This window comes from Kineococcus anabasis, from assembly GCF_054590795.1.
In genome coordinates, this window is the sequence record NZ_BAAIHU010000014.1 from 55,499 (window position 1) to 79,582 (window position 24,084).

The window sequence follows — 24,084 nt, forward strand, 5'->3', positions numbered from 1 at the left end:
AACGAAGGTGCTGTCGGAGCAGGGGAGCGGTCATGCAGTTCGGAGTGTTCACCGTCGGCGACGTGACGCCCGACCCCACCACGGGCCGGACGCCCACCGAGGCCGAGCGCATCAAGGCCATGGTCACCATCGCGCTGAAGGCCGAGGAGGTCGGCCTCGACGTCTTCGCCACCGGCGAGCACCACAACGAGCCGTTCGTGCCGTCCTCGCCCACGACGATGCTCGGCTACATCGCCGCGCGCACCACCCGCCTGCAGCTGTCCACGGCGACCACCCTCATCACCACCAACGACCCGGTGCGCCTCGCGGAGGAGTATGCGATGCTCCAGCACCTCGCCGACGGCCGCGTCGACCTCACCCTCGGCCGCGGCAACACCGGGCCCGTCTACCCGTGGTTCGGCCAGGACATCCGCGACGGCATCGCGCTGGCCGTGGAGAACTACGCCCTGCTGCACCGGCTGTGGCGCGAGCACGTCGTGGACTGGCAGGGCCGCTTCCGCACCCCCCTGCAGGGCTTCACCTCCACCCCCCGCCCCCTGGACGGGGTGCCCCCGTTCGTCTGGCACGGCTCCATCCGCAGCCCCGAGATCGCCGAGCAGGCCGCCTACTACGGCGACGGGTTCTTCGCCAACCACATCTTCTGGCCGGCGGAGCACACCCGGCGGATGGTCGGCCTGTACCGCGAGCGCTTCGAGCACCACGGCCACGGCCGCGCCGACCAGGCGATCGTCGGCCTCGGCGGGCAGGTGTTCGTGCGGAGGAACTCCCAGGACGCCGTGCGCGAGTTCCGGCCGTACTTCGACAACGCCCCCGTGTACGGGCACGGCCCGTCCCTGGAGGAGTTCACCGCGCAGACCCCGCTCACCGTGGGCAGCCCCCAGCAGGTGATCGAGCGCACCCTCGGCTTCCGGGACTACGTCGGCGACTACCAGCGCCAGCTGTTCCTGATCGACCACGCCGGCCTGCCGCTGTCCACGGTGCTGGAGCAGCTGGAGATCCTCGGCTCCGAGGTCGTGCCCGTGCTGCGGCGGGAGTTCGACGCGCTGCGCCCCGCGCACGTGCCGGAGGCCCCCACCCACGCCTCGCTGCTCGCCGCCCGCACGCAGCCCGGCCCGGCCACCCTGGAGGTCACCCCGTGAAGCGCTCGCTCGTCGCCGTCTCCGCCGGCCTGGGGCAGCCCTCGTCCACCCGCCTGCTCGCCGACCGCCTCACCGCCGCGACCACCGACGCGCTGGCCGCGCGCGGGGTGGAGGCCGCCGTGCGGGTCGTGGAGCTGCGGGAGATCGCGCACGACGTCGTCGACGCGATGCTCACCGGCTTCGCCCGCCCGGCGCTGCGGGAGGTCCTCGACGCCGTCTCCGCCGCCGACGGCCTCGTCGCCGTCACCCCGGTGTTCAACGCCTCGGTGAGCGGGCTGTTCAAGTCGTTCCTCGACGTGCTGGAGCGCGACGCGCTGGCCGGCACGCCCGTCCTGCTGGGTGCCACCGGCGGCTCCGCGCGGCACTCCCTCGTCGTCGACCACGCCATGCGCCCGCTCTTCGCCTACGCCAAGGCCCTCGTGCTGCCCACCGGGGTGTTCGCCGCCTCCGGGGACTGGGCCGGCGGGGGCGCCGGGGCGCTGGGGGAGCGCACCACCCGTGCCGGGCGGGAGCTCGCCGCCCAGGTGGAGCTGCACGAGCCCACCGCCGCCGCCGACCCGTTCGCGCTCACCACGTCCTTCGAGCAGCTCCTCGCCGGGCGCTGAGCACCCGACGCCGCGGTGGCGCGCCCCTCAGCGCGCCGCCGCGGCGTCGCGCAGGTCCGCCAGCCGCGTCAGCACCTCCGCGAACGCCTCCGGGTCCGCCACCCGGAACCGCGCCCGCGTCTCGCCCGCGCCCACCTTCACCGTCACGTCGCCCGCGCCCAGCACGGCGAAGGCGTCCTCGTCCGTGACGTCGTCACCGGCGTAGAGCACCGCCTCCACCGCCGGGCCCGCCGCCGCCAGCCGCTCCCGCAGCCGCAGCAGGCCCGCGCCCTTGCCCAGCGGCACCACGGCGATCTCCACGACCTCCTTGCCGCGCAGGCAGTGCACGCCCGGCCACGAGCCCGGGCCCGTCACCGCCGACCGGGTGGCCTCCACGGCCGCCACCCGGTCCGCGCGGCGGGTGTGCAGCACCGCCGACATCGGCTTGCGCTCCACGTGCAGGCCCTCGGCCGCCGCCGCCACCGCCTCCAGCGCCGCCGTCACCTCCGCCAGCCGCCGCGACTCCTCCGCCGTCAGCACCTGCCCGCCGTCCTCCCCGTCCAGGGAGCACTGCGTGCCGTGACCCGCGACGAGCACCGCCGCCTCCGGCGCACCCGACAGCGCGCGCAGCGTCGCCAGGTCCCGCCCCGACACCAGCGCCACGTCGGTGGTCTCCACCAGCCGGCGCAGCGCCTCCGCCGAGCCCGGCAGCGGCCGCGAGGACAGCGGGTCGTCCACGAGCGGCGCGAGCACACCGTCGAAGTCGAGGGCGACCAGCACCCGCCCGGACCCGGCGAACAACGCCAGCGCCTCCTCCAGCGCGGCGTCCCGGGCGTCCCCGGGCGCCGCCGCGGGGGAGGTCACCGGCCCACCTCCGCCGCGGCCGCGTCCGTCAGGTCGACCTCGCCCGGGCGCGTGCGCTCCAGGGCCTCCAGGAACGTCGTCGCCCAGCGCTGCACGTCGTACTCGCGCACCCGCCGCCGCAGCGCGCGCATGCGCCGGGCCGCCTCGCGATCGGGCATGTGCAGCGCCCGGATCACGGCGTCCTTCAGCCCGTCGATGTCGTGCGGGTTGACCATGAGCGACTGCGTCAGCTCGTCGGCGGCACCGGTGAACTCCGACAGCACCAGCACACCGCGCTCGTCGTAGCGGGAGGCCACGTACTCCTTCGCGACGAGGTTCATGCCGTCGCGCAGGGACGTGACGAGCATGACGTCGGCGGCGAGGAACAGCGCCGCCATCTCCTCCCGGCCGTAGGAGTGGTGCAGGTACTGCACCGGCGCCTTGCCGATCTCGGAGTACGTGCCGTTGATGCGCCCGACGGTGACCTCCACGTCCTGGCGCAGCTGCACGTACTGGTCCACCCGCTCCCGGCTCGGCGTGGCGACCTGCACCAGCGCCGCCTCGCCGACCTGGACCCGCCCGTCCGCGAGCAGCTCCTCGAAGGCCTTGAGCCGGTGCAGGATCCCCTTGGTGTAGTCCAGGCGGTCCACGCCGAGCAGCACGTACTGCGGGTCGCCGAGGTCGCGGCGGATCTCCCGCGCCCGCTCCCGGATGTCCTCGCGCCTGGCCATCCGGTCGAGCGCGGCGGAGTCGATGGAGATCGGGAACGACGCGGCGCGCACCTGGCGGCCGCCCTCCTCGGGCAGGCGCACCACGCCCTGCCGGGCGGGGATCGCCACCGCCCGCCGGCAGGCGCGCAGGAAGTTGTTCGCGTCGGCCGGGCGCTGGAAGCCCACGAGGTCCGCGCCCAGCAGGCCGTCGAGGATCGCGCTGCGCCACGGCAGCTGCGCGAAGATCTCGAACGGCGGGAACGGGATGTGGTTGAAGAAGCCGATGCGCAGGTCGGGGCGGCGCCGGCGCAGCATCCGCGGCACGAGCTGCAGCTGGTAGTCCTGCACCCACACCGTCGCGCCCTCGGCGGCCTGCTCGGCGGCGGCCTGCGCGAAGCGCTCGTTGACACGCACGTACGCCTCCCACCAGCGGCGGTGGTACGTGGGCGCCACGATCACGTCGTGGTAGAGCGGCCACAGGGTCCCGTTGGAGAAACCCTCGTAGTAGTCCTCGACCTCCTCCGCGGACAGGCCGATCGGCACGCACCGCACGCCCTCGGCGTCGAACGGCTCCTCGGCCTCGCCCGGGGCACCGCCCCAGCCGACCCACGCGCCGTCCTCGCGCTGCATCACGGGTTCGAGGGCCGTGACGAGGCCCCCGGGGCTGCGCCGCCAGGACGTGGTCCCGTCCGCCTCCTCCACCTTGTCCACGGGGAGCCGGTTGGCCACCACCACCAGGTCGTAGTCGCCCGCCATACGGGGATCCTCCTCGGAGTCCGGGACGCCCCGACCCTATCGGGATCACCGCCGGGCGCAGCCGGAGCGGGCCCGGCGGGGCCGACCGGGGACCTCCACGGGACGTCCACCGGCCCTTCCCGCAGGCTCCCCGGGACCGCCCGGGATCCGACCAGCGGTGGACGTCCGGCCGCGCGGGCCTGTCGTACGGTGGTGCGCGTGCACACCCCGGCGCCCCCACCCCAGGTCGAGCCGGTGACGAGTCCCGTGCCGGTGGGGACGGGGCCGGGCGAGCACCCCACCCGGCCGCGCGCCGACGGCCGACGCCCCGCGGGGATGCCCGCCCCGGGGACGACGCTGGGGGAGCACCGCCTCCTGCACGTCATCGGCGAGGGCGGCATGGGCATCGTGTACCTCGCCCTCGACGCCGCCCAGCGCGCCGTCGCCCTGAAGGTCCTCAAGCCCCACATCGCCGGGGACCCGCACGCCCGGCAGCGCCTGGGCCGGGAGGTCTCCACCCTGGAGCGGGTGCGCTCCCCGCACGTCGCGGAGGTCCTGGGCGCCGACGTCTCCGGGCAGTGGCCGTACCTGGTGACCCGCTACGTGCCCGGCCGCCCCCTCGACGCCGCCGTCGCCGCCGACGGGCCCCTCACCGGCCGCTGCCTGCACGAGCTGGGCCACGGCCTGTCCGAGGCCCTCGCCGCCATCCACGCCGCGGGCGTCGTGCACCGCGACCTCAAGCCCGGCAACGTCCTCCTCCTGGACGGGCGCCCGGTCGTCATCGACTTCGGCATCGCGCACGTCGCCGACGACGTCCGCCTGACCACCACCGGCCTGGTCATGGGCACCCCCGGCTACCTCTCGCCCGAGGTCGTCGGCGGCGGCGCCGTCTCCGCGGCGACCGACTGGTGGGGCTGGGCCGCCACGGTCGCGTACGCCGCCACCGGCCGCCCGCCGTTCGGCCGCGGCCCCATGGAGGTCGTCCTGGACCGGGTGCGCCGCGGCGACACGGACCTGGCGGGGCTGCCGCCGGAGCTGCAGCGGCTGCTGTCCGGCGCGCTCGCCGTCAACCCCTCCCACCGGCCGGAGCCGGCGGCGCTGCTGGAGGCGCTGGACCGGGCGTGCCGCGACGCGGGGGAGGGCGCGCGGGTGGTCACCGGCCCGCACCCGGTCGTGGACGTGCGGGACCCGGGTGTGCGGGACGCGGGTGTGCCGGGCTGGAACGGGCGGGACCGGGACGCGCGGGACCGGGACGCGTGGGACGCGGACGCCACCCCGCCGGTGCCGCACCCCGCCGCGGGCGCCGCCGCGGGTGCCGCGGCCGTCCCCGGCCCTGACGCGGACGCCACCCGGGTGGTGCCCGTGGACCACCGCTCCCCGTTCGAGCACCGCACCGGCCTGGAGGTCGGCCCCCGCGACGGCTGGTCGGAGCGGGGCCGGGACTTCGACCCCCGCCCGCAGGGACCGCGCACCCTGGACGCCCGCGACGCCGCCGTGCTGCGCGACGCCGCCGCGCCCCGCCCGGAGCCGGAGAGCGCCGCCGAGCGCACCTCGGTGCTGCCGCCGGTCCGGCACGCGGCCCCGCCCCCGCAGCCCGGTCCGCACGGTGCACGCCCCGCCGATGCCCGGTGGGGCGGGGCGACGACCCCGGCGCGCGCCTGGGCCGCCCCGCCTCCCGGCCACACCCCACCCGCCGACCACGCCACCTCGGTGCTGCCCGCGGTGCCCGCCGCCCCGCCGGGGCAGGCGGCCCAGCCGCAGCGCCCGCCCGCCGGGTCGCCCGCCGCAGCCGCCGCGCCGCTGCGGCCCACCGGGTGGGACCGGCCGGGCGCGTGGCCGCCCGCCCCGCAGGGACACCCCGCCCACCCGGGGCAGGTCCACCCGGCGGGTCCGTCCGCGGCCCGGCCCGCCCCGCCGCCCGGGGAGGCCCCGCGCTCCGCCGGCACCGGGGTGCTCCTGCTCGCCCTGCTCGCCCTCGTCGGCGTCTGCGCCGTCGCACCCACCGCCGGGTTCGTGCTCAGCGTCCTCGGCGCCCTCGTCGCCCGCACCGTCGACCGCAGCCGCGGCACCCTGGCGCGCCGCCGCGAGGTCGCCGGCCCCCGCGCCAGCGACGGGTTCGCCGTCGCCCTCGCCGTGCCGTGGAACGTGCTGCGCGCCGCCCTGACCACCGTGCTCGCGGCGATCGTGCCCGTGCTCGTCGGCGTCAGCACCCTCTTCGTCGTCGGCCTCCTCCCCGCCGGCCCCGCAGGGAGCCCCGGCGACCCCACCACCCTCGCCCTCGGTGCCCTCGCGGCGGTCCTCACCGCCTGGTGGGGCCCGGGCGGCCGGTCCCTGCAGCGCGGCACCCGCACCGTCGTGCGCGCCGTCGCCGGCGGGGAGCGCGAGGCCCGCGTCGTCATGGCCCTGTGCGCCCTCCTCGCGCTGTCCGCCGCGTTCATGATCGGCGGCGGGTCCGAGCCGGACTGGCGCCCCCTGGAGCGCCCGCCCTTCCTCGAGCCGGGGAGCTGACCCCGGCCCGTGCAGGACGCGCCCCCGCCCGACCCCGCCGTGCTCGACAACCCCGTCTGGGAGTCCCTGCACAGCGGCCACACCTCCCTCGCGCTGCGCCGCGGCCGCGCCGCCCGCTACCCCGACGACGTCTCCCCGTTCGCCAGCCTGCCCCTCGACGCCGACGACCGCGACTGGCACGACCTCGCCGCGCTCACCGCCGGGCGGCCCGCCGTGCTCTTCGCCGTCCCCGATCACGTGCCCACCGCAGCCGAGGTCGTGTGGTCGCTGCCCGGCGTGCAGCTGGTCGACGCCGGGGTCGACGCCTCCGACGACCCCGAGGCCGTCGAGCTGGGAACCGCCGACGTGCCCGACCTGCTCGACCTCACCCGGCGCACCGAACCCGGCCCCTTCCTCCCACGCACCGTCGAGCTCGGCACCTACCTGGGCCTGCGCCGCGACGGCCGGCTCGCCGCGCTCGCCGGGCAGCGCATGCGCCCACCCGGCTGGGCCGAGATCAGCGCCGTCTGCACCGACCCGGACTTCCGCGGGCAGGGGCTGGCCTCCCGGCTCGTCTCCGCCGTCGTCGCCCGCACCCGCGCCGAGGGACGGGCCACGCTGCTGCACGCCTCCGCCGACAACACCGGCGCCATCCGCCTCTACCGCGCCCTCGGGTTCGAGCTGCGGCGGGAGTTCACCATCACCGTGTTCCGCCTGCCCCACGGCTGAGCGGGCGGCGGAGCGGCACGGCGGCGTCCTCGAGCGGCACGGGGCTGCCTGCACACCTGGTGGGCCGTGCCCGGGCGGCTACCATCGGTCGTGCCGGGGCACGCCCCGGCGCCGGCCGGCATGGCGCAATTGGTAGCGCACCCGACTTGTAATCGGGCGGTTCGGGGTTCGAGTCCCCGTGCCGGCTCCCCGCTGACCTGCGGAAACTCCTCGCAGGTGCTCGACCAGCCGCCGGCGTGCAGCCAAAGGTGCAGCCAAGGCCCCGATCAGCATGATCGTCACGGCTTCTCGCCCCACAGCGCGGACTGCATCGACGCCGCCGCCTCGCCCAGCATCGACGGCATGACATGGCTGTACGTGTTCATGGTCAGCCCGATCTGGGAGTGCCCGAGGACTTCCATGACGACCCGCGGGTGCATGCCCTGCGCCAGCAGCAGCGACGCCGCGGTGTGCCGCAGGTCGTGGAGGCGGACCGGGCGGACCCCGGCGGCGCGCAGCAGCGCCTTGAACGCCTTGGCGTCGTTGCTCGCGTCGAGGGCCGAGCCGATCGGCGTGGTGAAGACGAGCTGCGGGTCCACCCACACCAGCGCCGCCGCCCGCTCCACCTCCTGCGCCTCCCGGTGCCGGCGCAGCGCCTCGACGAGGTAGGGCGGCATCGACAGGGTCCGGGAGGAGCGCGCCGACTTCAGCGACGTGAAGGTCGCCTTCTCCCCGGCCCGGCCGCGGGCGAGCTGCCGGCGCACCCGCAAGGTGGCCGTATCCAGGTCGACGTCCTCCCACCACAGCCCGAGCGCCTCGCCCTGGCGCAGCCCGAGGGTGAGCGCCGCGACCCAGCGCGCCTCCAGCCGCTCCCCGCGGGCGGCCGCGAGGACCAGGCGTGCCTCCTCCACCGTCAGCGGCTCGACGCGGAACTCGCGCCGCGACGGGGGGTCGACGAGGAGGGCGACGTTGCGGCTGACGAGGCCCCACTTCATCGCCACGTTGAGCGAGCGGCGCAGCGTGGCGTGGATGTGCCGGACGCTGGCCGCCGACAGCCCCGCGGCCGTCTTGCTCGCGTAGAGGTCCGCCAGGTGCCGAGGCTCCAGCTTGTCGAGCTTGATCCGCCCGAGGCTCGGCTCGATGTGCCTGCGGAAGTCCCGCTCGTAGTTGACGAGCGTGGAGGCCCGCACCTTCGGCGCCGCGACCTTCTCCAGGTACGTCGGGAACCACGCCGCCACCGTCACCGACTCCCGCACGAGGGTGCCGTTGCGCTGCGCCTGCAGCGTCTCCTGCAGCCACGTCGCGGCCTCCCGGCGGGTGCGGCGCAGCGCGTACTTCCGCTTCCGCTTCCCGTCGTGCCAGCCGAGGTCCACCGAGGCGCGCCACCGGCCGTCCGCGGTCTGGAAGATCGAGCCCTCCCCGTGCCCGCGCCGGCCCCTGCCCGCCATTGCTACGCCGCGTCCTGGCGCAGCCGCTCCACGTACTCCGCGAGGCAGGTCGACGGGATGCGGCGCAGCTTGCCGATGTGCACCGACGGCAGCTGGCCGCCGGCCATGAGCTCGTACACCTTCGACCGTCCTACCCCGAGCACCGCGGCGGCCTCGTTGGCGGTCAGCAACAGCTTGTCCATGTCAGTTCTCCTCTAGTTGTGCATGTGGTGTCGGGTGGTGTCCGGTCGCGGCACGAGCCGCCGAGGTCGACGGGGGACCGCACCGGGTGATCGCGGGTGCCGGTCGGCGTCCCGGTACGGTGCGGCCGTGGAAGCCGTCACAGGCACAGAGCCGACCAGGACCGAGCAGGCCACCTCCGAGCCGCCGGTGCACCGGGGCTGGCGGATCGCCGTCTGCTCGGTGATGGTCCTCGTAGGCTTGGTGCACGTCCTGCCCGCAGTGGCCCTCGTCGCACCGCAGCGACTCGAAGGCCTCTACGGCATCACGGGTCTCACCGCCGACGAGGTCCTCCTCATGCGCCACCGCGCCCTGCTGCTGGGACTGGTCGGGCTGGTGCAGTTCATCGCCGTGATCCGGCCGGCCGTGACGGCGACCGCTCTCGTCGTCGCGCTCCTCAGCACCGGATCCTTCGTGCTCCTGGCCGTCGAGGCGGGCGCGTCCGGCCCGCTGCGGCAGGTCGCCCTCGTCGACGTGGTCCTCCTCCCGCTGATCGTCGCCGCCATGGCGATCACCCTGCGGTCGCGGCGGCGTGCAACGTCCCCGCCGGCTTCCGACCCGGTTCCGGCGGTCACCGGGCGCTGAGGCTGCCGAGAGGGCACAAGTAGGCGCTTCTGCCCGAGTCGTGCGGTTCATCACGAGGCCCCGGTCAGACGGCGTTCTCAGCGAGCCAGGCGCGGACGGCGGCCGGGTCGTAGCGCAGGTGCCGGCCGACGCGGTAGGCCGCGGGGCCGGTGTGCAGGTAGCGCCACTGGTAGAGCGTGGTGACGGGGACGGCCAGGAAGTCGGCGACCTGCTGGACCGTCCAGAGCCGGTCGGGGCTCGTCGCGTGGTGGGTCACGGAGTTCTCCTTTCATGGTTGGTTGAACGCCGAATGGCTGCGCCGCAGTGCGTTCGGCGACAGCGAGTCGTCCGCATCTCGACGGGTCGATGGGGTGGTGCGTTCTCGGGAGCTGCGGCACAGTGGCACCGGACGGAGATCATTCGGACCTGACTGCTTCCCGTGCACACCCGATCCGGTAGGAGCTGAGATGGCACGCACCGCAGCAGCAACCTCCAGCAAGCGCGCCCAGCTGGTCCTGGCAGCCGTCGTCTTCCTCGTCGTCGCGACGGTGCTGACGTTCGTCTTCGGGTCGCTCTTCAAGAGCTACGCCCTGGGGGTCGGCCCGGCGCTCATCATGGCCGGCGCCATTTCCGCGCCGTCCCTCGTCAAGCTGCTGCGGAACCGTCCCTGACCGCGGACGTCACCTGGGGGCGTCGCAGTTCCGGCGCTCAGTAGGTCTCGTCCGGGGAGTCGTCCGCCAGGCGGGCCGCCTCGCGGTGCTCCCGCGCACGAGCCGCGGCGGAAGCGGCCAGCGCCGCGTCGCCGTTGGTCAACCAGCCGACGCCCTCGAACGACCACCGCTTGAGCACCACGAGAGCGGTGCCGTCGTCGGCCTCCTCGGAGTCGCTGCCGAGCAGGCGGAGGGCATCACCGCCCCGCTGCGCCTCGCGCCGGCGCCGCCACGTCCGCCGCTCCTCGCGCAGGCTGCCGAGCGTCACGGAGTAGCGGCGGGACTTGGTGGAGAAGTGCCCGCGGAACCCGAGCATGTGCAGCCACTTCACGAGCAACAGCCACGACTCCGCGTCCTCGACGACCGCGGCGTTGTCCGGCCCGTCGTCGCCCAGGGCGTCGGCGTCCTCCCCGAGCATCTCGATCGTGGACGCGGCCTCCGCCGCGATGGACGCCGCGGCCCGCAGGATGTTCTTCGGGTGCTCCCCGACGCGCAGCCTCTCGACGTCCTCCCGCGTCATCAGCCGCGCCGAAATCCCGAAGTCCTCCGCGGCCTTCGTGGCGTACTTGGCGATGTAGGCCGCGACCATCTGCGGGTGCATGTCCCCGCGGCTGGCGTTGCGGTTGGCCGCCCCGTGCACCGGCCGCACGTCGAGCTGCTCCCCGAACCGCAGTCGCCACGTCGGTGCGCCGGCCGTCCACGGCGCCGTCGTCACCCGGACTTCCGAGGCCGCGACGGTCACCGCCTGGCCGAGCTCCTCCGCCGAGACGGGCAGCAGGGGAGCGGGGTACCCGTCACCCGGACCGTCGAGCCGGATCAGGGCGTGGAAGTGCACGACGCCGCGACGCTGGAACTCCGCGACCTTCGCGAACGACGGCACGACGACATCGCGCAGTTTCGAGCGCGGGACGCCGAGCTGGTCGGCCAGGTGCCGGCGCAGGCCGATCGTGAAGCGCCGCCACAACTCCGGCGCGTACCAGTTGAACGCCACATGCGCGCCGTAGTCGTAGCAGTCCGGGCACAGCGGAGTTCCCAACGCCGGGTCCTCTTCGCCGTGCACCGCGGAGCACCACATCGGCCGCCCGTGCTCACACCGCGGGTGGTCCCGCCTTGGCCGGCACCGGTCGCCGCGGCCGCGGGACGGGTCGTGCCGCGTGGTGTGCACCGCACCGAACGACGGGGCCGTGAAGGTCGCGAACACCATCGGGTGCTCCGCGACCGTCTCGGGAACATCCTTGATGCCGCCGGCGGCACCGGCGAACAGCAGGTGCCACATGTCGCCCTTGTACTCGTGCGAGCACGACGGGCACACCGCCGCTCGCCGGTTCCCGCACCGAACGTACGCAACCCCGTCCGGTTCGCTTGCGGTGTCGTAGAACTCGACGAGGCGCCCGTCCGCTGTGCGCGTCTCCGTGGCACCGCGCAGCCGGATCGGCCGGGAGCAGTGCCCGCACCCCGCCGCCTGCGCCTGCCACCGCTCGAAATCCGCACGGGCCGCACGGGCGGCCATTTCCGCCACCGCACCCGGCAGCAGCTCCCCGAGCGACACCGGCCCGCTCACGACTCGTCCTTCACCAGGCTGACCGGTGCGGCGGGGGAGTAGTCCCGCACCATCGCGGCCAGGTCCTCGTCCGTGACGTGCGCCGCCCGCACCCGCACAGGCTCCCGCCGGCCCTCGACCTGGACGAAGCCCACGCCCGGCAGCGACTCCGGGATCCGGTCGCACACCGCGCCCCGCTCCCGGGCACCACGGCCGAGGATCATGTCGACCTGCACGTCCTCCGTCAGCCGTAGCGCGATGCGCGTCGGAAACAGGTCCCGGAACGGCAGCACGTCCTTGCCCGGGTCCTGCAGCGCCGCGACGACCAGGACCCCGACCGCGCGGCCCTGCGACAGCAGCAGCTGCAGCAGCTCCGCGGCCTTCTTGCGCGTCTCCCGGTCGCTGTACGCGGTGAGCGCCGCCAGCTCGTCGACGAGGACCACCACCAGCGGCTCGTCCGTGCTCGGCTCGTGCAGCCGCGTCACCCCGAGCAGCCGCTCCTGCCGGCGCCGCATGACCGCAACAGCGTCCTCCAGCAACAGGAGCATGTCGTCCGTCGTGCGGTACGCGAACCGCGTAAACAGCGCCGTGCCGAACGTCAGCTCCATGCCGCCCTTCGGGTCCACCGCCCACACCTGCACCAGCCCGGAGCGGATACCCCCGCACAGCGACCGGATCAGCGACCAGAGCACCGACCCCTTGCCCGCACCCGTCGCGCCGGCCACCAGGACGTGCGTGCCCAGCAGCCGCAGGCACCACGGCGCCCCGTCCTCCGCGACACCCAGCGGCAGCGCCAGCAGGTCCGGCACCTCCGCCACGAGCAGCGCCGCGACCGGGGTGCAGAGCGGGTCGGCGTGCGTGACGTCCAGCCACACCCAGCCCGGCCGGTCCACCCGCACGCGGCACGACGACGCCCCGAGGGTGTGTGCCAGGGCGTCGGCGCGGCTCTCGTAGTCCGCCGGCGACTGCCCCGCGAGCAGCTGCACGAGCAGCGAGTCCCGGCACGGGGCGCACTGCACCTTCCGCAGCCGCGGCAGGTACTCGTGCCCGTCGTAGTCCAGCGACAGCCCCGCCGTGACCATCACCGGCTGCCAGTGCCGCCGGTAGCGCCACCACCCTCGCCAGGACGACCGCGCCGGCCCCGCGACGTAGCGGCCGAACGACACCGGCCACACCAGGCCCCACGTCGTCAGCACCAGCGCCACGACACCGAAAGCCAGCAGTAGCCATGCCCAGCCGGCCCACGCCCACAGCGCCCAGGCCGCCAGGACCACCGCCGCGACGAGCGGGTGCCACAGCACCGCCACGCCGAGGCGCAGCAGCAGCCGGCCGAGGTTGACCGCCAGCACGCCCCACAGCGACAGCCGCACCTGAGGCACGAGCAGCACGTCGCCGCGCTGGCCCCGCACCGCCGTCGACCGGCCCGGCGAGGCCGCGACCACCGTGCGCCTCACAGCGACGTCACCGCCGCCCACAGCCCACGGCCGAGCTGGTCGAACACCGCATCGACCGGCTCACCGGCCGGGGTGGACCCCAACAGGAAGCCCCACGTCGCGGCGAAGAGGAAGACGCCGGGCGTCACGACCCGGCAGCGCATGAGCACCACGGCCAGGGCGGCCAGCACCACGACGACACCGACGACGGTCATGGCGGCCGCCCTCAGGCCGCAGCCGCGGACGGCTTCACGGGCGCGATGCCCGAGGCGCGGAACGCGACGCCGGAGCGGTCCCCCTGCGACCACGGGATCGCCACCAGCCCGTCGAGCCGCACGAACTCACCCACGGCGATCTTCGGCTCCGAGTCGATGGTGACCGTCAGGATCTCCCCGCCGGACTCATCGAGCGCCATCACCTGCACCTGCCACAGCAGCGCACCCGTCGAGCGGTCCACCCGCTGCTGCCCCGTCTCCCGGTCGACCTTGGCCTCACCAGGCCGGGTCACCATGAAGCGCACGCTGGTCGTATCCATCTTGATCCGCACGATCACTCCCGATGTCTCGCGGCAGCTCGGTCGGCTGCCTGTGAGTCGAGTGCAGCGCCGGAGAGCCCCCGTGCGGAACGTGGCAGGACGTAGCACGGGGTGAGCTAACCCCTGCTACGTCAAGTGACTCTGTCGTTGCCGTGCGCCATGCTGTGAGGAGTGCCGAGAGACGCCGCCTCAACGACGAGTCGGCCTTCGAGCAGGGAGCAGTCATGCAGAACGGCCTGGTGCGGGCCCGGACGATCCGCGGGTGGAAGCAGCCCCAGGTGGTCCGCTTCCTGGAGGCAGCGGCCAAGAGGAACGGCTTCACGCTCCCGAACTCGGCAACGATGCGGGTGACGCTCTCCCGGTGGGAGAACGGGCACCACCAGCCGGACGCGATGTACCGGCAGCTGCTGTGCGAAGTGTTCGAGTCCACGGAGGCGGACCTCGGGTTCGCGAGCGCGGAGGCCGCCCCGCCGCCGGCACCGACTATCGGGCCGGGAGTCGCCGACTACCTGCAAGCGGTTTTCGCGCAGCACTCGTCAGCGGACTCCTTGCTCGGGTCCCGGCACCTCCTTACGGTCGTCTCTGCGCAGACGGAGCAGGCGGAGGCGTGGGCGGCAAGCGCTCACGGGGCTGTCCGAGAGGACCTGCTGCGGGTGGGGAGCCGCTTCGCGGAGTTCTGCGGCTGGCTCCACCAGGACCAGGCCGACTACGCAGGCGCCGAGACGTGGACCCGGCGCGCTCTCGACATGGCGCAGGAGCTCGCCGACACCGAGCTCATCGCCTACACGCTCATGCGTCGCAGCAACATCGCCACGGAGGCCGGCCGGGCGGACGAGGGCCTGCACCTTGCCGAGGCCGCGCTGCGGCATAGCGGGTCCCTCGCCCCAGAGATGCGCGCACTGGCGCTGCGCCAGAAGGCCGCGGCGCACGCTCTCCGTCACGAAGGGCGGGAGTGCGCTGAAGCCGTTGGGCTTGGCATGGAGGCGGCCGCGGCGACGACGGGGAGCTTCACACTCGGGAGCTACTGCACCGTCGCCTACATGGGCATGGAGGGCGGCCAGGCAGTGGCGCAGCTGGGCCGGCCGGAGCCTGCAGTGCGCCTGCTCGCCGATGCTGCCTCGGCGTGGCCGGCAGGGCAGGAGCGGGACAAGGGCCTGTGCTTGGCGCGGCTCGCCAATGCCTATGCAGCCTCGCGCGAGCCCGAGGAGGCCTGCCGGGTCGCTGGCCAGGCCGTCGCCGTGCTGCGGGCAGCTCCGTCTGCCAGGACATCGAGCGCTCTGCGCGAGCTGCGGGGGCGGCTGGTGCCGTACCGCCGGCGGCCTGATGTGATGGCGTTGCGAGCGGAGCTCGCCACGGCGGTGTAGCGGCGAAGGAGCGGAGGCGGGAGTGGAACTGCTCACGACGGCAACGTCAGCTGACGAGCGCGAGCGGGCGGCGGACATCGCCGTCCTGCCAGTTGGCAGCTTTGAGCAGCACGGCAGTCACTTGCCGCTTATTACCGATACAGTCATCGCCTGCACCATCGCTAAGGCCCTTAGTGAAGCATATGGCCTCTTCCTGCTGCCGCCGCTCACCGTCAGCTGTTCGCATGAGCATGCACATTTTCCGGGCACAGTAAGCATTTCCCCGTCTACGCTCGTGGCCATTATAGATGACCTTTTCGCATCGCTGGAGCAGCAGGCAATCCGTAAGCTCGTGCTAGTCAATGGACATGGCGGCAATTACGTACTCAGCAACATCGCACAGCAGGCCAATATTGAAGGGCCGCGAATCATTTTGTACCCGAGCGGCACAGATTGGGATGCTGCCCGCCTGGCGGCTGGTTGCGAGACTAATGCTCACGAAGACATGCACGGTGGCGAGGGTGAAACATCAGTGCTTTTAAAGTATGCCCCCAGCCTTGTGCGCGATGACTGGGAGAAGGCAGATTGGCCTGCGCCAGACCGACCAGATCTCCTCCTACTTGGAATGTCCGCCTATACGGATACGGGCGTGATTGGTAAGCCGTCGCTTGCAACAGAGAGCAAGGGTGAGGCTCTCGTATTGGCGCTGGTTAAATCATTCGGCCCGCGTCTCGCTGTATTTGACTCCCGACCACAGTGAACCTGTCGTCGACAGCGGTGCTCCGGGCGCTATTTTGATGTTGAACACTCAGGAAGCTGAATATTGGTGATGCTTTAGTACGTGCGCGCACCCGTCGCTCGTGCGTTGGGCAACCCGTCTGCGTTAGCGGGTAGGCATGCACGTGAGCGAAACCCACCTGCCAGTGAGTATCGGGCGCTTGCTTTGGCACCAAACAGCTCGTCTGCGTCAAAGATTGTCAATCCAGGTGTTGTCCTCGCGGTCATCCCAGTGAGATCGCTTGGTAGTCCTGCCGCCCACTTCACCGAGGTGCTCAGCCACAAACAGCGCCTCACGGCGGGTCAGCGCCTTGAGTGACTCCACGGGGTGGCCCGCAGCCGCCTCGATGGCCTGCTGGCGCTCAGCCATGGTCTTGAGCCCTTGCGCGTCGAGCATCTCGCGCAGCAGTTTGATCTGCCATGGAGCAGCCAGCTCCTCGGCAGGGTCACCTGCCGGCACTGCCGCCGGCTCTAGGTCGTCACCGAAGAGGGACAGCTCGCCAGACACTGCAACACTATAGAACCAGCGCAACCGTGCCAGTAGTAGTTGCTACCCCTCGGTAGTCGCGGATGTATCGAGTCAGTTTGTTCCCGCGCAGTGATTATAATCGTCCACGGTCAGCACGACGGTGGCCCGAGCCTTGGCTTGCCGCAGCTCGCGAACGCGAACCTCAACGCATGGATGCCCTCGCCGAGCGTACTGGAGTGCCGGCATGTCGTGAAGATGCGCCCATGTCCACGAGATAGACTGACGTATGGCCAGTCACCGGGTACTCGCTCTCGCCTTCGGATCACATGTGCCCGAGGATTTGCGGGCGAGGATCCGAGGCGCGCGCTGGGACGTGATGATCGGAGCGATCGGCTCGCCAGTGCAAGCGCTGCCACCGACCCAGTCCCCCCCAGCCAGTCGCATCGCGATACGCGCGGATTGGCCCTACCGATGGAGCGAGAGGAGCGACGTCATCCCACTGGCGGCGAGGCCGAAAAACACTGCAAGTTCTGACGGAGTAAAACTCGACGCTATCGAGGCGGAGGGGTTGAAGCTGTGAGTGAAGTTCGCGAGCCGACTGTCTTAAAGACGGTGACGCCGGCCTTGCCGGACATCAAGCCACAAACGCCCATCGCCCGCTTGGACCGAACCCGCCACGTCGGCAGCACACAGTCCATTCCCATGGAGCTGGTTGCCCCCGTCGTGGGCATGTCGGTGACGTTCATCCGACGCGTGCTGGATACCCGATCGAGCGCTCTGACCCCTGATCAGATCCTGGAACTGCTAGACCAGGACGCCTACTGCGAGACTTTCGTGCGTCGAAGCCAGGTTCTGGACTACCTCCTTAGCCTCGTTGATAACGAGGGTGCACAGGCCACCGACGCCTGCGTCGAGGCCGCTCCGCAGCCCCCTGAAGCGGACCAGGTAACCCTGCTACAGGGCAATGCTTTAGACCTGCTCTCCCACATTGCCCCGAATAGCGTGGACTGTGTTGTTACCTCGACCCCTTACTGGGCGATGCGCATATACAAAACCTCGCATTTCGTGACTTGGGCAGATGGCGAGGTCTGCCCGTACGGCCATGAGCAGACGCCCGAAGGCTTTATGCGTCACACGACTGAGCTGCTGTACCGCCTGATGCCTGTTCTGGCGCCACACGCCAGCGTGTGGTGGAACGTCATGGACACCTTCAACACCAGAACCCAAATTCGCGGCAACGCGGCCGAGGCGTTGCGGGCAATGCAAGGTCACGATAAGCGAGCATGGGGTGACCATGAGAGTAGGCGCTACAGCGCCGGCCATTCCTACCTGAAGGACGGGGAGCAGTGCCAGATTCCTGCGCAGATTGCCTCCAGGGCGAGCCGGCTGGGGTACTACGTCAAGAGCACAATCACTTGGGCAAAGCCGTACACCACCCCTGAGCCGCAAAATTCTCGGGTCAGTCGCAGCCTGGAGTACGTTCTGCACCTGGCGAAGCACCGCACACCGACGTTTAATCGCGAGGCCTACCGCCTGCTCCCCCCAACGCTAGGCGGCCGCAACACGCTTTTGGAAACTGACAAGCTTTCCGACGTCTGGCACCTGGCGACCTCACAGGGAGGTGGGCATGGAGCTCAGTTTCCGCTGGCTCTGCCGGCGAGGTGCATTGGGCTGAGCACTAAGGTCGGTGACGTGGTGCTGGACCCGTTCGTCGGCAGTGGAACGACCGGTGTTGCCGCTCGCTCGTTGGGGCGTCGGTTCGTCGGCATAGACGTCTCCCCCGAATACCTAGCACAGGCCGACCAAGCCATCGGCCTAGTCCAAGACAGCTTGTTCGGCGGGCATCAGGAGCTGAGCCTTCATGAGACGGATAAGGCTGATCGCGTGACCCGTGCGGTGCGGATGTGACGTGAGCAGCGTCCCCGTATTGCGCAACGACCGCTCATCTCGCTGCCCGAATAAGCCATGTCGTAATAGACACGTGACGTCGTGCAGAAGGAAGGGCCACTCGTGAGCTGGGCTCACGTGATAGACGCACGAGAGCTCTATGGGGGCAGTGAGCCCCTAGAGTGAGCTGTGGCTTGCCCTGCTGTGCTGGCATGGCACGCCGCAAACTGAGTCGGTGCGCAGCTAGGCCAGCATGCGTCGAGTCGCGGACAGCGTGGTCTCAAGGTGATTAGGAGTGTGCGTAATGGCCGAAAGGCTCATCGAGAACGGTGCCTTGCGGCGTATCTCCCAGCAGGTTGTGGAAAAAGCTTTGGATTCACTGAGGGCGGTCAACTTAAAGCCCCAAGCCGATTCAACGTTGCGGGTCTATCTGACCTTCAAGGCGTTGTGGGCTGGCACCCCGGGCTCGAGCGCCACTGATGCTGCGGTGCACGAAGCTACTGACACCGGCTCCGACGGCTCCGACGGCTCCGACGGCTCCGACGGCTCCGACGGCTCTGACGACGAGAAGAACCAAGAAGCTGTCAACGGCGCCGCCATCAGAAGGGCAACCGAGCATCTTTTTGTTGTTATTCCTGGATCAAATGAGGTGAACGGCACTATCCGCCTCAGGGGATCTGGGGGGAAGCTTCAGTGGATGACGAACGACGCGGCCCGCGGAGCGTTCCAAAACTATGTTGGGCCGTCCGGCAAAGGACGATTGCTTTTCCAGAACGATAATTACAAAGAACCTTTACGCGACGACGCTCTCGACATTGTTATTAGCAGAAAGTCGCCATCGAACACATGGCCGCCGCGCGATGTACTTAGCGTGTTGTTTATGCGGAACGATCCGTTGCCTCCGGACACTTCGTGGACTGACCTGCAAACGCATACCCTGAAGAAGCTAGGTTTGACACCGGATCAATTTGCCAAAATAACATCGCCGCCAGCTTTGCAAGAAGTTCCACTATTCGACGGCCCTGAGTGGAATCCCGAGGCAATGGCGGCTTCACTACGTCCTGACGCGTCCGTAGCGACTACGGATCAAACACTCACCGCCCTGCCTCTTGGTTTGCCGCCGCACCTAGGAGCCGCCGTCGAGCGCGTCCTTATGGCCTTGGAGCGGCATGGTGACCGAGCGATCGTTGCCCTAGCAGGAGTTCCGGGCACGAGTAAGAGCCACGTAGCCCGTATCGCGGCGCGTAAGTATGCCAGTCCAGAATGCATGCGTGAGATCCAATTTTCCCCTGGATTCTCCTACGAAGAGTTCATCGAGGGCCCTCGGCTGGAAAACGGAAAAGTCGAGGTGATCCCGGGTGCTCTTCTTGCATTGAACAAAGAAGCGATCACGCACCCTGAGAATCAGTATGTCCTTCTCATTGAGGAGTTCACCCGAGCGGATCTGCCGCGCGTTCTAGGCGAGCTGCTGACGTACGTCGAGTACCGAGGGGAGGAGGACACCTTCAGTACGATATATAGGCGAACTCCGCCTGTCCGCCTCGCTCAAAACCTGGCCATCCTGGTAACTCTAAACCCTACGGACAAATCGGCGGTTAACCTAGATGCCGCAATAATCCGGCGCCTGCGAATCATTTCATTCCCTCCCGACGTCGAACTGCTGCGCGAAATGTTGGAACCTACGGACGTCAGCCCTGAGGCAATCGATCAATTGATTGAAATGTTCGATGCTTGCAAGGAGGCGGTCGGGGCGGACCGCTTCGATGAAGTCATGCCGTTTGGGCACGCCATCTTTCATGCCGTATTTGATGAATGCCCAGATCTCCACGACCTGTGGGAACAAGAGATTCGGCACCTACTTCTTCGACCGCGCGCCCCGCGTCATGAGCTTTATCCCGTTATCGCAGAACACTACCCCTGGGCGATCGGGCCGAACGTCACTGTGCCGGCCCGCCCCAGCAGCGAGTCGTCCAGCGCCGTTGAGGACATCGGCGCAGCCACCGACGGCAATTGATTGCGATGGACATAATCGTCCCTGAGCGAGGACGGCGACGCCTGACTCGAGAAGAAGCCGCCGTTATTTTGGCTTCGCCGGCGGCATGGCGCCTTGTCGAGTCGGGCCTCTTCTCGCTGCGACAGCGCGGCCCTAGGCATGTCGAAATCGAAGGGCACCAGTACGTCGGACGCGCCCTTATTGATCAAAATTGCATCGTCGCCATCTCAGAGAAGGTCACGGGCTCACTGCGAGCTTTGTTGACCGAAATCACCGGCGTGGACATTAGAGTCGAGGACGAGTCATCAAGGCTGGCAGAGTTTGGCATCGTCTCGCGTTTCCTTCTGACGGAATTCGTGCGTGCTTCGGAATCATATGTTGCGTCCCGCAGGGAAGCACGGTACGTATATAAGCCCGCTTCGAGTCCCGTCCTGGCGGGGTCCCTCAATATGGCCGCCACCTTGAGATTGCATGCTCTGGGGCGCACCAACTACTTCGCCTTTTCTCGCAGTCAGGTCCTAAGAGACAAACCGCTGGACAGGATTGTCCTAGCCGCGCTCATGCTTCTCGACGAGGAGGGGGCAACGCTTGGTTTGGACGCTGGCACCATCTTTCGGGCACGTGTGGTAGCGGGCGCACTTGAGGAGGTGCGGGACGAAGACTTCCTCATGCTCGGGACGATAGGTCACCTGAAGCTCGCAGAAGAGGTGGAGGAGGAATTTGATACGCCAATGCTCGACAAGGATTTGGCGCGGCTTGCGGCCATTACGCTAATGCAGAAGGGTTGGGATGAACAGGAGCAATCTGACGGTGCCACACCGCGCGCCTGGTTCCTCAATCTTGAGTCGCTATTTGAGAGAGCCGTGAGATCGACGCTTGCCGCAATTTTGCCAGACGACACCGTCGATCGCGGCCAGTCATCCACGCGTAGATTGTTTACCGGTGGAGTTGATCGCTCAAAGGTCAACCCCGACATAATCGTTCACGGTAGGACGGGCGTGCGCCTGGTCGCGGACGTAAAATATAAGTCACTAAATTCCGCTGTTGCTGATCATGACTACGAGACAGTGCCGCGGCGGCGGTCAAAAAAGGCACCCAGGCCGGACTTGTATCAAGTTCTAATGCATGCGGCCTCTCTAGAATGCAATAGAGCGCTAGTTGTTTATGCTGCCGACAGTGCTGAGCAAATGACTATCCGCTTTCTGGGGCGTTCGGCAACTGGGTGCGATACCTGGATCGCGGCAATACGCCCGACCTACCTAAGGGAGGATTTAAGCAAGGTTATTGAAGCCTTGCTTATAGAGTGGTAGCAGTTCACTGCCGTGGCCGGCCAACCTTGCTGCCAAGGGCTGCGCCACCGCGGAGGCATGTTTCCCATGCCCCTCACGTGCCACGCGTGAATGTGAACTCTTCGCTGAGTCGAGACGGGAACTCAGTCAACTTTGAGCGGTGTGTGCGGAAAGCACTTGACCTCGACACTGAGAGGCAAGGGTGTTGCCGAAGGGTCACTGATTCTTCGTCCACTTAAGCAATCGCGGTCGCCTAACGTCTGAGGCACAGCGACGCGCCGGGCGGCCCAACTAGAGTCGCAAAAGCTTCTTATGCATCGCCGGCAGGTTGAGGCGGGGCACCGTAGCGAGCGCCGCAATGGCGCCGCGCTAGCGAAGACCGCAGTGAGAATTATCCATACTCCGTCAAGGGCCCGCTCCGCGGGCCGGACAACAGCAGGCCCCGGGCTGCGGCGCTGGCGCGCCGGTCCCGGGGCCTGCTGTTGTCCGTGGCTGGGAAAGTCACGAGGACCTGGAAGTGGCCAGCCGCCGGCTAGACAGCCATGTCCGCCACGACGGGCAGGATGCCGCCATGCTCACGGGAGGCGTCGACCTGGCTGCACAACCGCTCAACACGGGCGCTGTCGTCATCGACTGGCGGTCATCGCCGCCTGTCGTCGTCAGCGCCGTCCGTCGGGTTACCGATCAGGACATCATCGACATTTGCGGGCAGGTGGGTGACTCGGGCGGCAAGGTGGGCATCGACTGCCCCCTCGGCTGGCCACGTGCCTTCGTGGACTACGTCACCGCCCATGCCGCTCGCCGTCCCCTGCCGCGACCAGCCCTCACCACCCCAGAGCTCCGCTATCGCGCCACCGACCGCGCCCAGGTAGCTGCCGGAGGACGGCCGCTGTCCGTCAGCACCGACAAGCTGGGAAGCACGGCGCTCAGAGCGGCACGTCTCCTCGACCTCCTCGACCAGGGCGGTGAGCCAGTCGATCGCTCCGGCACGGGCATCGTCTGCGAGGTGTACCCCGCCGCCAGTCGTCGAGCCTGGGGACTGCCTGCGGACAGGGACTTGACCGGACTGCTCGATCAGTTGCCGCTCGACGCCGAGCCCTCAATCCGCGACGCCCTAAACAACGAGCACATCTTCGACGCACTCATCGCGGCGATCACCGCCCGGGCCGTCGCGCTCGGGATGACCGCGGAGCCGGGACAGGGGGAGCGGGAGCTGGCAGCGGAGGAGGGCTGGATCCACGTGCCGGAGGCCGGCCGCAGCATCGGACATCTGCTGGCGCTGGACGACGAGGGAGCGGCCCCAGCGGTGTAGCGCTGCCGCGGTAGCAGGCACCCGTCCCACCCAGGCCCGGCGCTCTTTGGCAGCACTCGTGACCCGGCCCGACCCGCTCACCTGAGCAGGCCTGGACGAGGGGGCGGCCTGGCAGCATGGCCGGCGTCCGCCTCCTAGTCGCTCCTGAAGGTGGTCACATCTCGACGTCGGCTCACGGCCCGAGCTGCGCAGCCCAAGCCGCCGAGCTCCGGCAGGACACCCGAGCACTCACCCGCGCCTCGGCTGGCCGGTTGGTCACCCTCCAAGCCAGGGAATCGCGACTTGACCTTGCACCATGGTGCAGGGTTGACGCTGAGCGCATGACGCCCCAGGACACCGATCGCCCGCTCACGATCACCGCCCGCCGCGTGGTGCGCGCCTCCGCCGGCTACGACCTGATCGTGACCGCTGGCTTCGCCTTGCCGTTCACCGCGCCGGTCCTGTTCGCCGCGCTGGGGACCCTCCACACCGCAGCCGCCCTGTCCGGCACCACGCCCGCACCCGACGTGTTCACCGTGCTGTTCGCCAACTTCACGGGCAGCGTCGTGACCGTGTGGTCGGTCTACCGCCTGCTGCGTCCCTCGCGAACGGCTGGGGCCGCCGACGTCGTCGCTCGCGGTCTCTTCTCCCTGGCCATGATCGCCGCACTCAGCCGGGGAGCTTCCCCGATCCTTGCGGTCATGCTCGTCCTGGAGATCGGCTGGGGCCTCGCGCAGGCCGGTGTCCTGCTCTCCACGCGACGCAGCCCGACCGGGACTCGGAAGGTCCCCGCCACCGCCTCCTAGAGTCGACACGTGCGCACCTCCGACCTCGCCCGGCTGGCGGGAGTAGCCGTTTCCACCGTCCGCTTCTACGAGCGCAACGGCCTCCTCCCAGCACCGGCCCGGGACCGCAACGGCTACCGCGCCTACACCGCGGACGACGCGCGCACCGTCAGGTTCCTGCGCCGGGGCCAGGATCTCGGCTTCGCCCTGGCCGAGCTGGCCGCCTTCACCCGGCTCTCGGGTGAAGCACGCGCCAGCGGTGTCCTCGCCGCCGACGTCGCCGAGCTCGCCCGTCGAAAGATCACCGAGATCGACGGGCGCATCGACGACCTCACCCGCACCCGCGACGCGATCACGCAGCTGCTCGCGGCGCAGTGCCTCGATGCCGACGCCCCCTGCCCGATCATCGAGGCCCTCGCGGGCTGAGCGCGGGGCCGCCGCCGATCTCACGGGCGGCGGCTCGACGCGCCTCGGCACACCTCGCCCGCGTGCGGAAGGCTCCGACTGGGAGGCCAGCCTCCGACGAGCAGCCAGGGGTGCAGCCAGGGGTGCAGCCAAAGGTGCAGCCAACGTCACGAGCAGCACCAGACACGCC

General features: G+C 70.0%; 24 protein-coding genes and 1 tRNA gene. 15 read left to right on the forward strand and 10 right to left on the reverse strand.

All coding sequences use genetic code 11. The features are described 5' to 3' along the window. The first annotated feature begins 32 nt into the window (after positions 1-32). On the forward strand, positions 33-1,139 hold the full coding sequence (locus tag ACYQBY_RS20465; protein ID WP_459645744.1) for an LLM class flavin-dependent oxidoreductase: 1,107 nt from the start codon (positions 33-35) through the stop codon (positions 1,137-1,139). Then, entirely contained in the window at positions 1,136-1,744 is a 609-nt protein-coding gene (locus ACYQBY_RS20470; RefSeq protein ID WP_459645745.1) for a CE1759 family FMN reductase, read from the forward strand. Before ACYQBY_RS20465 ends, ACYQBY_RS20470 begins: the two co-directional genes overlap by 4 nt. Positions 1,745-1,771: 27 nt before the next feature. Here the strand turns inward: ACYQBY_RS20470 and otsB are convergent, their stop codons facing one another. Beyond that, the gene (otsB, locus tag ACYQBY_RS20475) at positions 1,772-2,587 is read right to left on the reverse strand and encodes a trehalose-phosphatase (protein WP_459645746.1); all 816 of its coding nucleotides are present in this window, start codon (positions 2,585-2,587) and stop codon (positions 1,772-1,774) included. Beyond that, the gene (locus tag ACYQBY_RS20480) at positions 2,584-4,032 is read right to left on the reverse strand and encodes an alpha,alpha-trehalose-phosphate synthase (UDP-forming) (RefSeq protein ID WP_459645747.1); all 1,449 of its coding nucleotides are present in this window, start codon (positions 4,030-4,032) and stop codon (positions 2,584-2,586) included. Before ACYQBY_RS20480 ends, otsB begins: the two co-directional genes overlap by 4 nt. 234 nt (positions 4,033-4,266) lie before the next feature. Between ACYQBY_RS20480 and ACYQBY_RS20485 the strand changes: the two genes are divergently transcribed. From ACYQBY_RS20485 to ACYQBY_RS20495, 3 genes are all read left to right on the forward strand, one after another. After that, a complete protein-coding gene (locus ACYQBY_RS20485) occupies positions 4,267-6,519 on the forward strand; it encodes a serine/threonine-protein kinase (RefSeq protein ID WP_459645748.1) in 2,253 nt (750 codons plus the stop codon). 9 nt (positions 6,520-6,528) lie between these two features. Continuing rightward, positions 6,529-7,227 carry a GNAT family N-acetyltransferase gene (locus ACYQBY_RS20490; RefSeq protein ID WP_459645749.1) on the forward strand — a complete coding sequence of 233 codons (699 nt, stop codon included), beginning with the start codon at positions 6,529-6,531 and terminating at the stop codon, positions 7,225-7,227. A 114-nt stretch (positions 7,228-7,341) separates the two neighbouring features. Further along, positions 7,342-7,414, forward strand: a tRNA-Thr gene (locus ACYQBY_RS20495). A gap of 91 nt (positions 7,415-7,505) precedes the next feature. Here ACYQBY_RS20495 and ACYQBY_RS20500 read toward each other — a convergent pair. Then, positions 7,506-8,654: a site-specific integrase gene (locus ACYQBY_RS20500; protein WP_459645750.1), complete on the reverse strand. Its 1,149-nt coding sequence runs from the start codon at positions 8,652-8,654 to the stop codon at positions 7,506-7,508. 2 nt (positions 8,655-8,656) lie between these two features. Further along, positions 8,657-8,836 (reverse strand): helix-turn-helix domain-containing protein, encoded by a 180-nt coding sequence (locus ACYQBY_RS20505; protein WP_369055614.1) that lies wholly within the window; start codon positions 8,834-8,836, stop codon positions 8,657-8,659. A gap of 127 nt (positions 8,837-8,963) precedes the next feature. Between ACYQBY_RS20505 and ACYQBY_RS20510 the strand changes: the two genes are divergently transcribed. Then, positions 8,964-9,458, forward strand: a complete 495-nt coding sequence (locus tag ACYQBY_RS20510) for a phosphopantetheine adenylyltransferase (RefSeq protein WP_459645751.1) — start codon at positions 8,964-8,966, stop codon at positions 9,456-9,458. A 64-nt stretch (positions 9,459-9,522) separates the two neighbouring features. Here ACYQBY_RS20510 and ACYQBY_RS20515 read toward each other — a convergent pair whose 3' ends face one another. Then, positions 9,523-9,714 carry a helix-turn-helix transcriptional regulator gene (locus ACYQBY_RS20515; RefSeq protein WP_459645752.1) on the reverse strand — a complete coding sequence of 64 codons (192 nt, stop codon included), beginning with the start codon at positions 9,712-9,714 and terminating at the stop codon, positions 9,523-9,525. A gap of 190 nt (positions 9,715-9,904) precedes the next feature. Between ACYQBY_RS20515 and ACYQBY_RS20520 the strand changes: the two genes are divergently transcribed. Further along, complete coding sequence (locus ACYQBY_RS20520; protein ID WP_459645753.1) at positions 9,905-10,108, forward strand: hypothetical protein; 204 nt, start codon at positions 9,905-9,907, stop codon at positions 10,106-10,108. A gap of 37 nt (positions 10,109-10,145) precedes the next feature. Here the strand turns inward: ACYQBY_RS20520 and ACYQBY_RS20525 are convergent, their stop codons facing one another. Genes ACYQBY_RS20525 through ACYQBY_RS20540 form a run of 4 tightly spaced genes read right to left on the reverse strand, consistent with a single transcriptional unit; the run spans position 10,146 to position 13,667 of the window. After that, complete coding sequence (locus tag ACYQBY_RS20525) at positions 10,146-11,657, reverse strand: replication initiator (RefSeq protein WP_459645896.1); 1,512 nt, start codon at positions 11,655-11,657, stop codon at positions 10,146-10,148. A gap of 47 nt (positions 11,658-11,704) precedes the next feature. Next, positions 11,705-13,141, reverse strand: coding sequence for an FtsK/SpoIIIE domain-containing protein (locus ACYQBY_RS20530; RefSeq protein WP_459645754.1), 1,437 nt, complete (start codon positions 13,139-13,141; stop codon positions 11,705-11,707). Then, a complete protein-coding gene (locus ACYQBY_RS20535; protein WP_459645755.1) occupies positions 13,138-13,335 on the reverse strand; it encodes a hypothetical protein in 198 nt (65 codons plus the stop codon). Before ACYQBY_RS20535 ends, ACYQBY_RS20530 begins: the two co-directional genes overlap by 4 nt. Before the next feature lie 11 nt (positions 13,336-13,346). Further along, positions 13,347-13,667, reverse strand: a complete 321-nt coding sequence (locus ACYQBY_RS20540) for an SCO3933 family regulatory protein (RefSeq protein ID WP_459645756.1) — start codon at positions 13,665-13,667, stop codon at positions 13,347-13,349. Between the two features lie 212 nt (positions 13,668-13,879). On the opposite strand from ACYQBY_RS20540, the gene ACYQBY_RS20545 reads away from it, so the two are divergent. Then, positions 13,880-15,019: a hypothetical protein gene (locus ACYQBY_RS20545; protein WP_459645757.1), complete on the forward strand. Its 1,140-nt coding sequence runs from the start codon at positions 13,880-13,882 to the stop codon at positions 15,017-15,019. Positions 15,020-15,041: 22 nt separating this feature from the next. After that, on the forward strand, positions 15,042-15,758 hold the full coding sequence (locus ACYQBY_RS20550; RefSeq protein ID WP_459645758.1) for a creatininase family protein: 717 nt from the start codon (positions 15,042-15,044) through the stop codon (positions 15,756-15,758). Positions 15,759-15,965: 207 nt separating this feature from the next. Here the strand turns inward: ACYQBY_RS20550 and ACYQBY_RS20555 are convergent, their stop codons facing one another. Beyond that, on the reverse strand, positions 15,966-16,283 hold the full coding sequence (locus ACYQBY_RS20555) for a hypothetical protein (protein WP_459645759.1): 318 nt from the start codon (positions 16,281-16,283) through the stop codon (positions 15,966-15,968). 537 nt (positions 16,284-16,820) lie between these two features. On the opposite strand from ACYQBY_RS20555, the gene ACYQBY_RS20560 reads away from it, so the two are divergent. The 6 genes from ACYQBY_RS20560 to ACYQBY_RS20585 all read left to right on the forward strand — a co-directional run bounded on the left by ACYQBY_RS20560 (position 16,821) and on the right by ACYQBY_RS20585 (position 23,915). Continuing rightward, positions 16,821-18,152, forward strand: coding sequence for a DNA-methyltransferase (locus ACYQBY_RS20560; protein ID WP_459645760.1), 1,332 nt, complete (start codon positions 16,821-16,823; stop codon positions 18,150-18,152). 283 nt (positions 18,153-18,435) lie between these two features. After that, positions 18,436-20,145 carry an AAA family ATPase gene (locus tag ACYQBY_RS20565; protein ID WP_459645761.1) on the forward strand — a complete coding sequence of 570 codons (1,710 nt, stop codon included), beginning with the start codon at positions 18,436-18,438 and terminating at the stop codon, positions 20,143-20,145. 5 nt (positions 20,146-20,150) lie between these two features. Then, positions 20,151-21,434, forward strand: coding sequence for a 5-methylcytosine restriction system specificity protein McrC (locus tag ACYQBY_RS20570; RefSeq protein ID WP_459645762.1), 1,284 nt, complete (start codon positions 20,151-20,153; stop codon positions 21,432-21,434). Between the two features lie 496 nt (positions 21,435-21,930). Next, positions 21,931-22,725, forward strand: a complete 795-nt coding sequence (locus tag ACYQBY_RS20575; protein ID WP_459645763.1) for a DUF429 domain-containing protein — start codon at positions 21,931-21,933, stop codon at positions 22,723-22,725. Between the two features lie 320 nt (positions 22,726-23,045). Continuing rightward, entirely contained in the window at positions 23,046-23,510 is a 465-nt protein-coding gene (locus ACYQBY_RS20580) for a hypothetical protein (protein WP_459645764.1), read from the forward strand. A gap of 9 nt (positions 23,511-23,519) precedes the next feature. After that, on the forward strand, positions 23,520-23,915 hold the full coding sequence (locus ACYQBY_RS20585; RefSeq protein WP_459645765.1) for a MerR family transcriptional regulator: 396 nt from the start codon (positions 23,520-23,522) through the stop codon (positions 23,913-23,915). Positions 23,916-24,084: the final 169 nt, after the last annotated feature.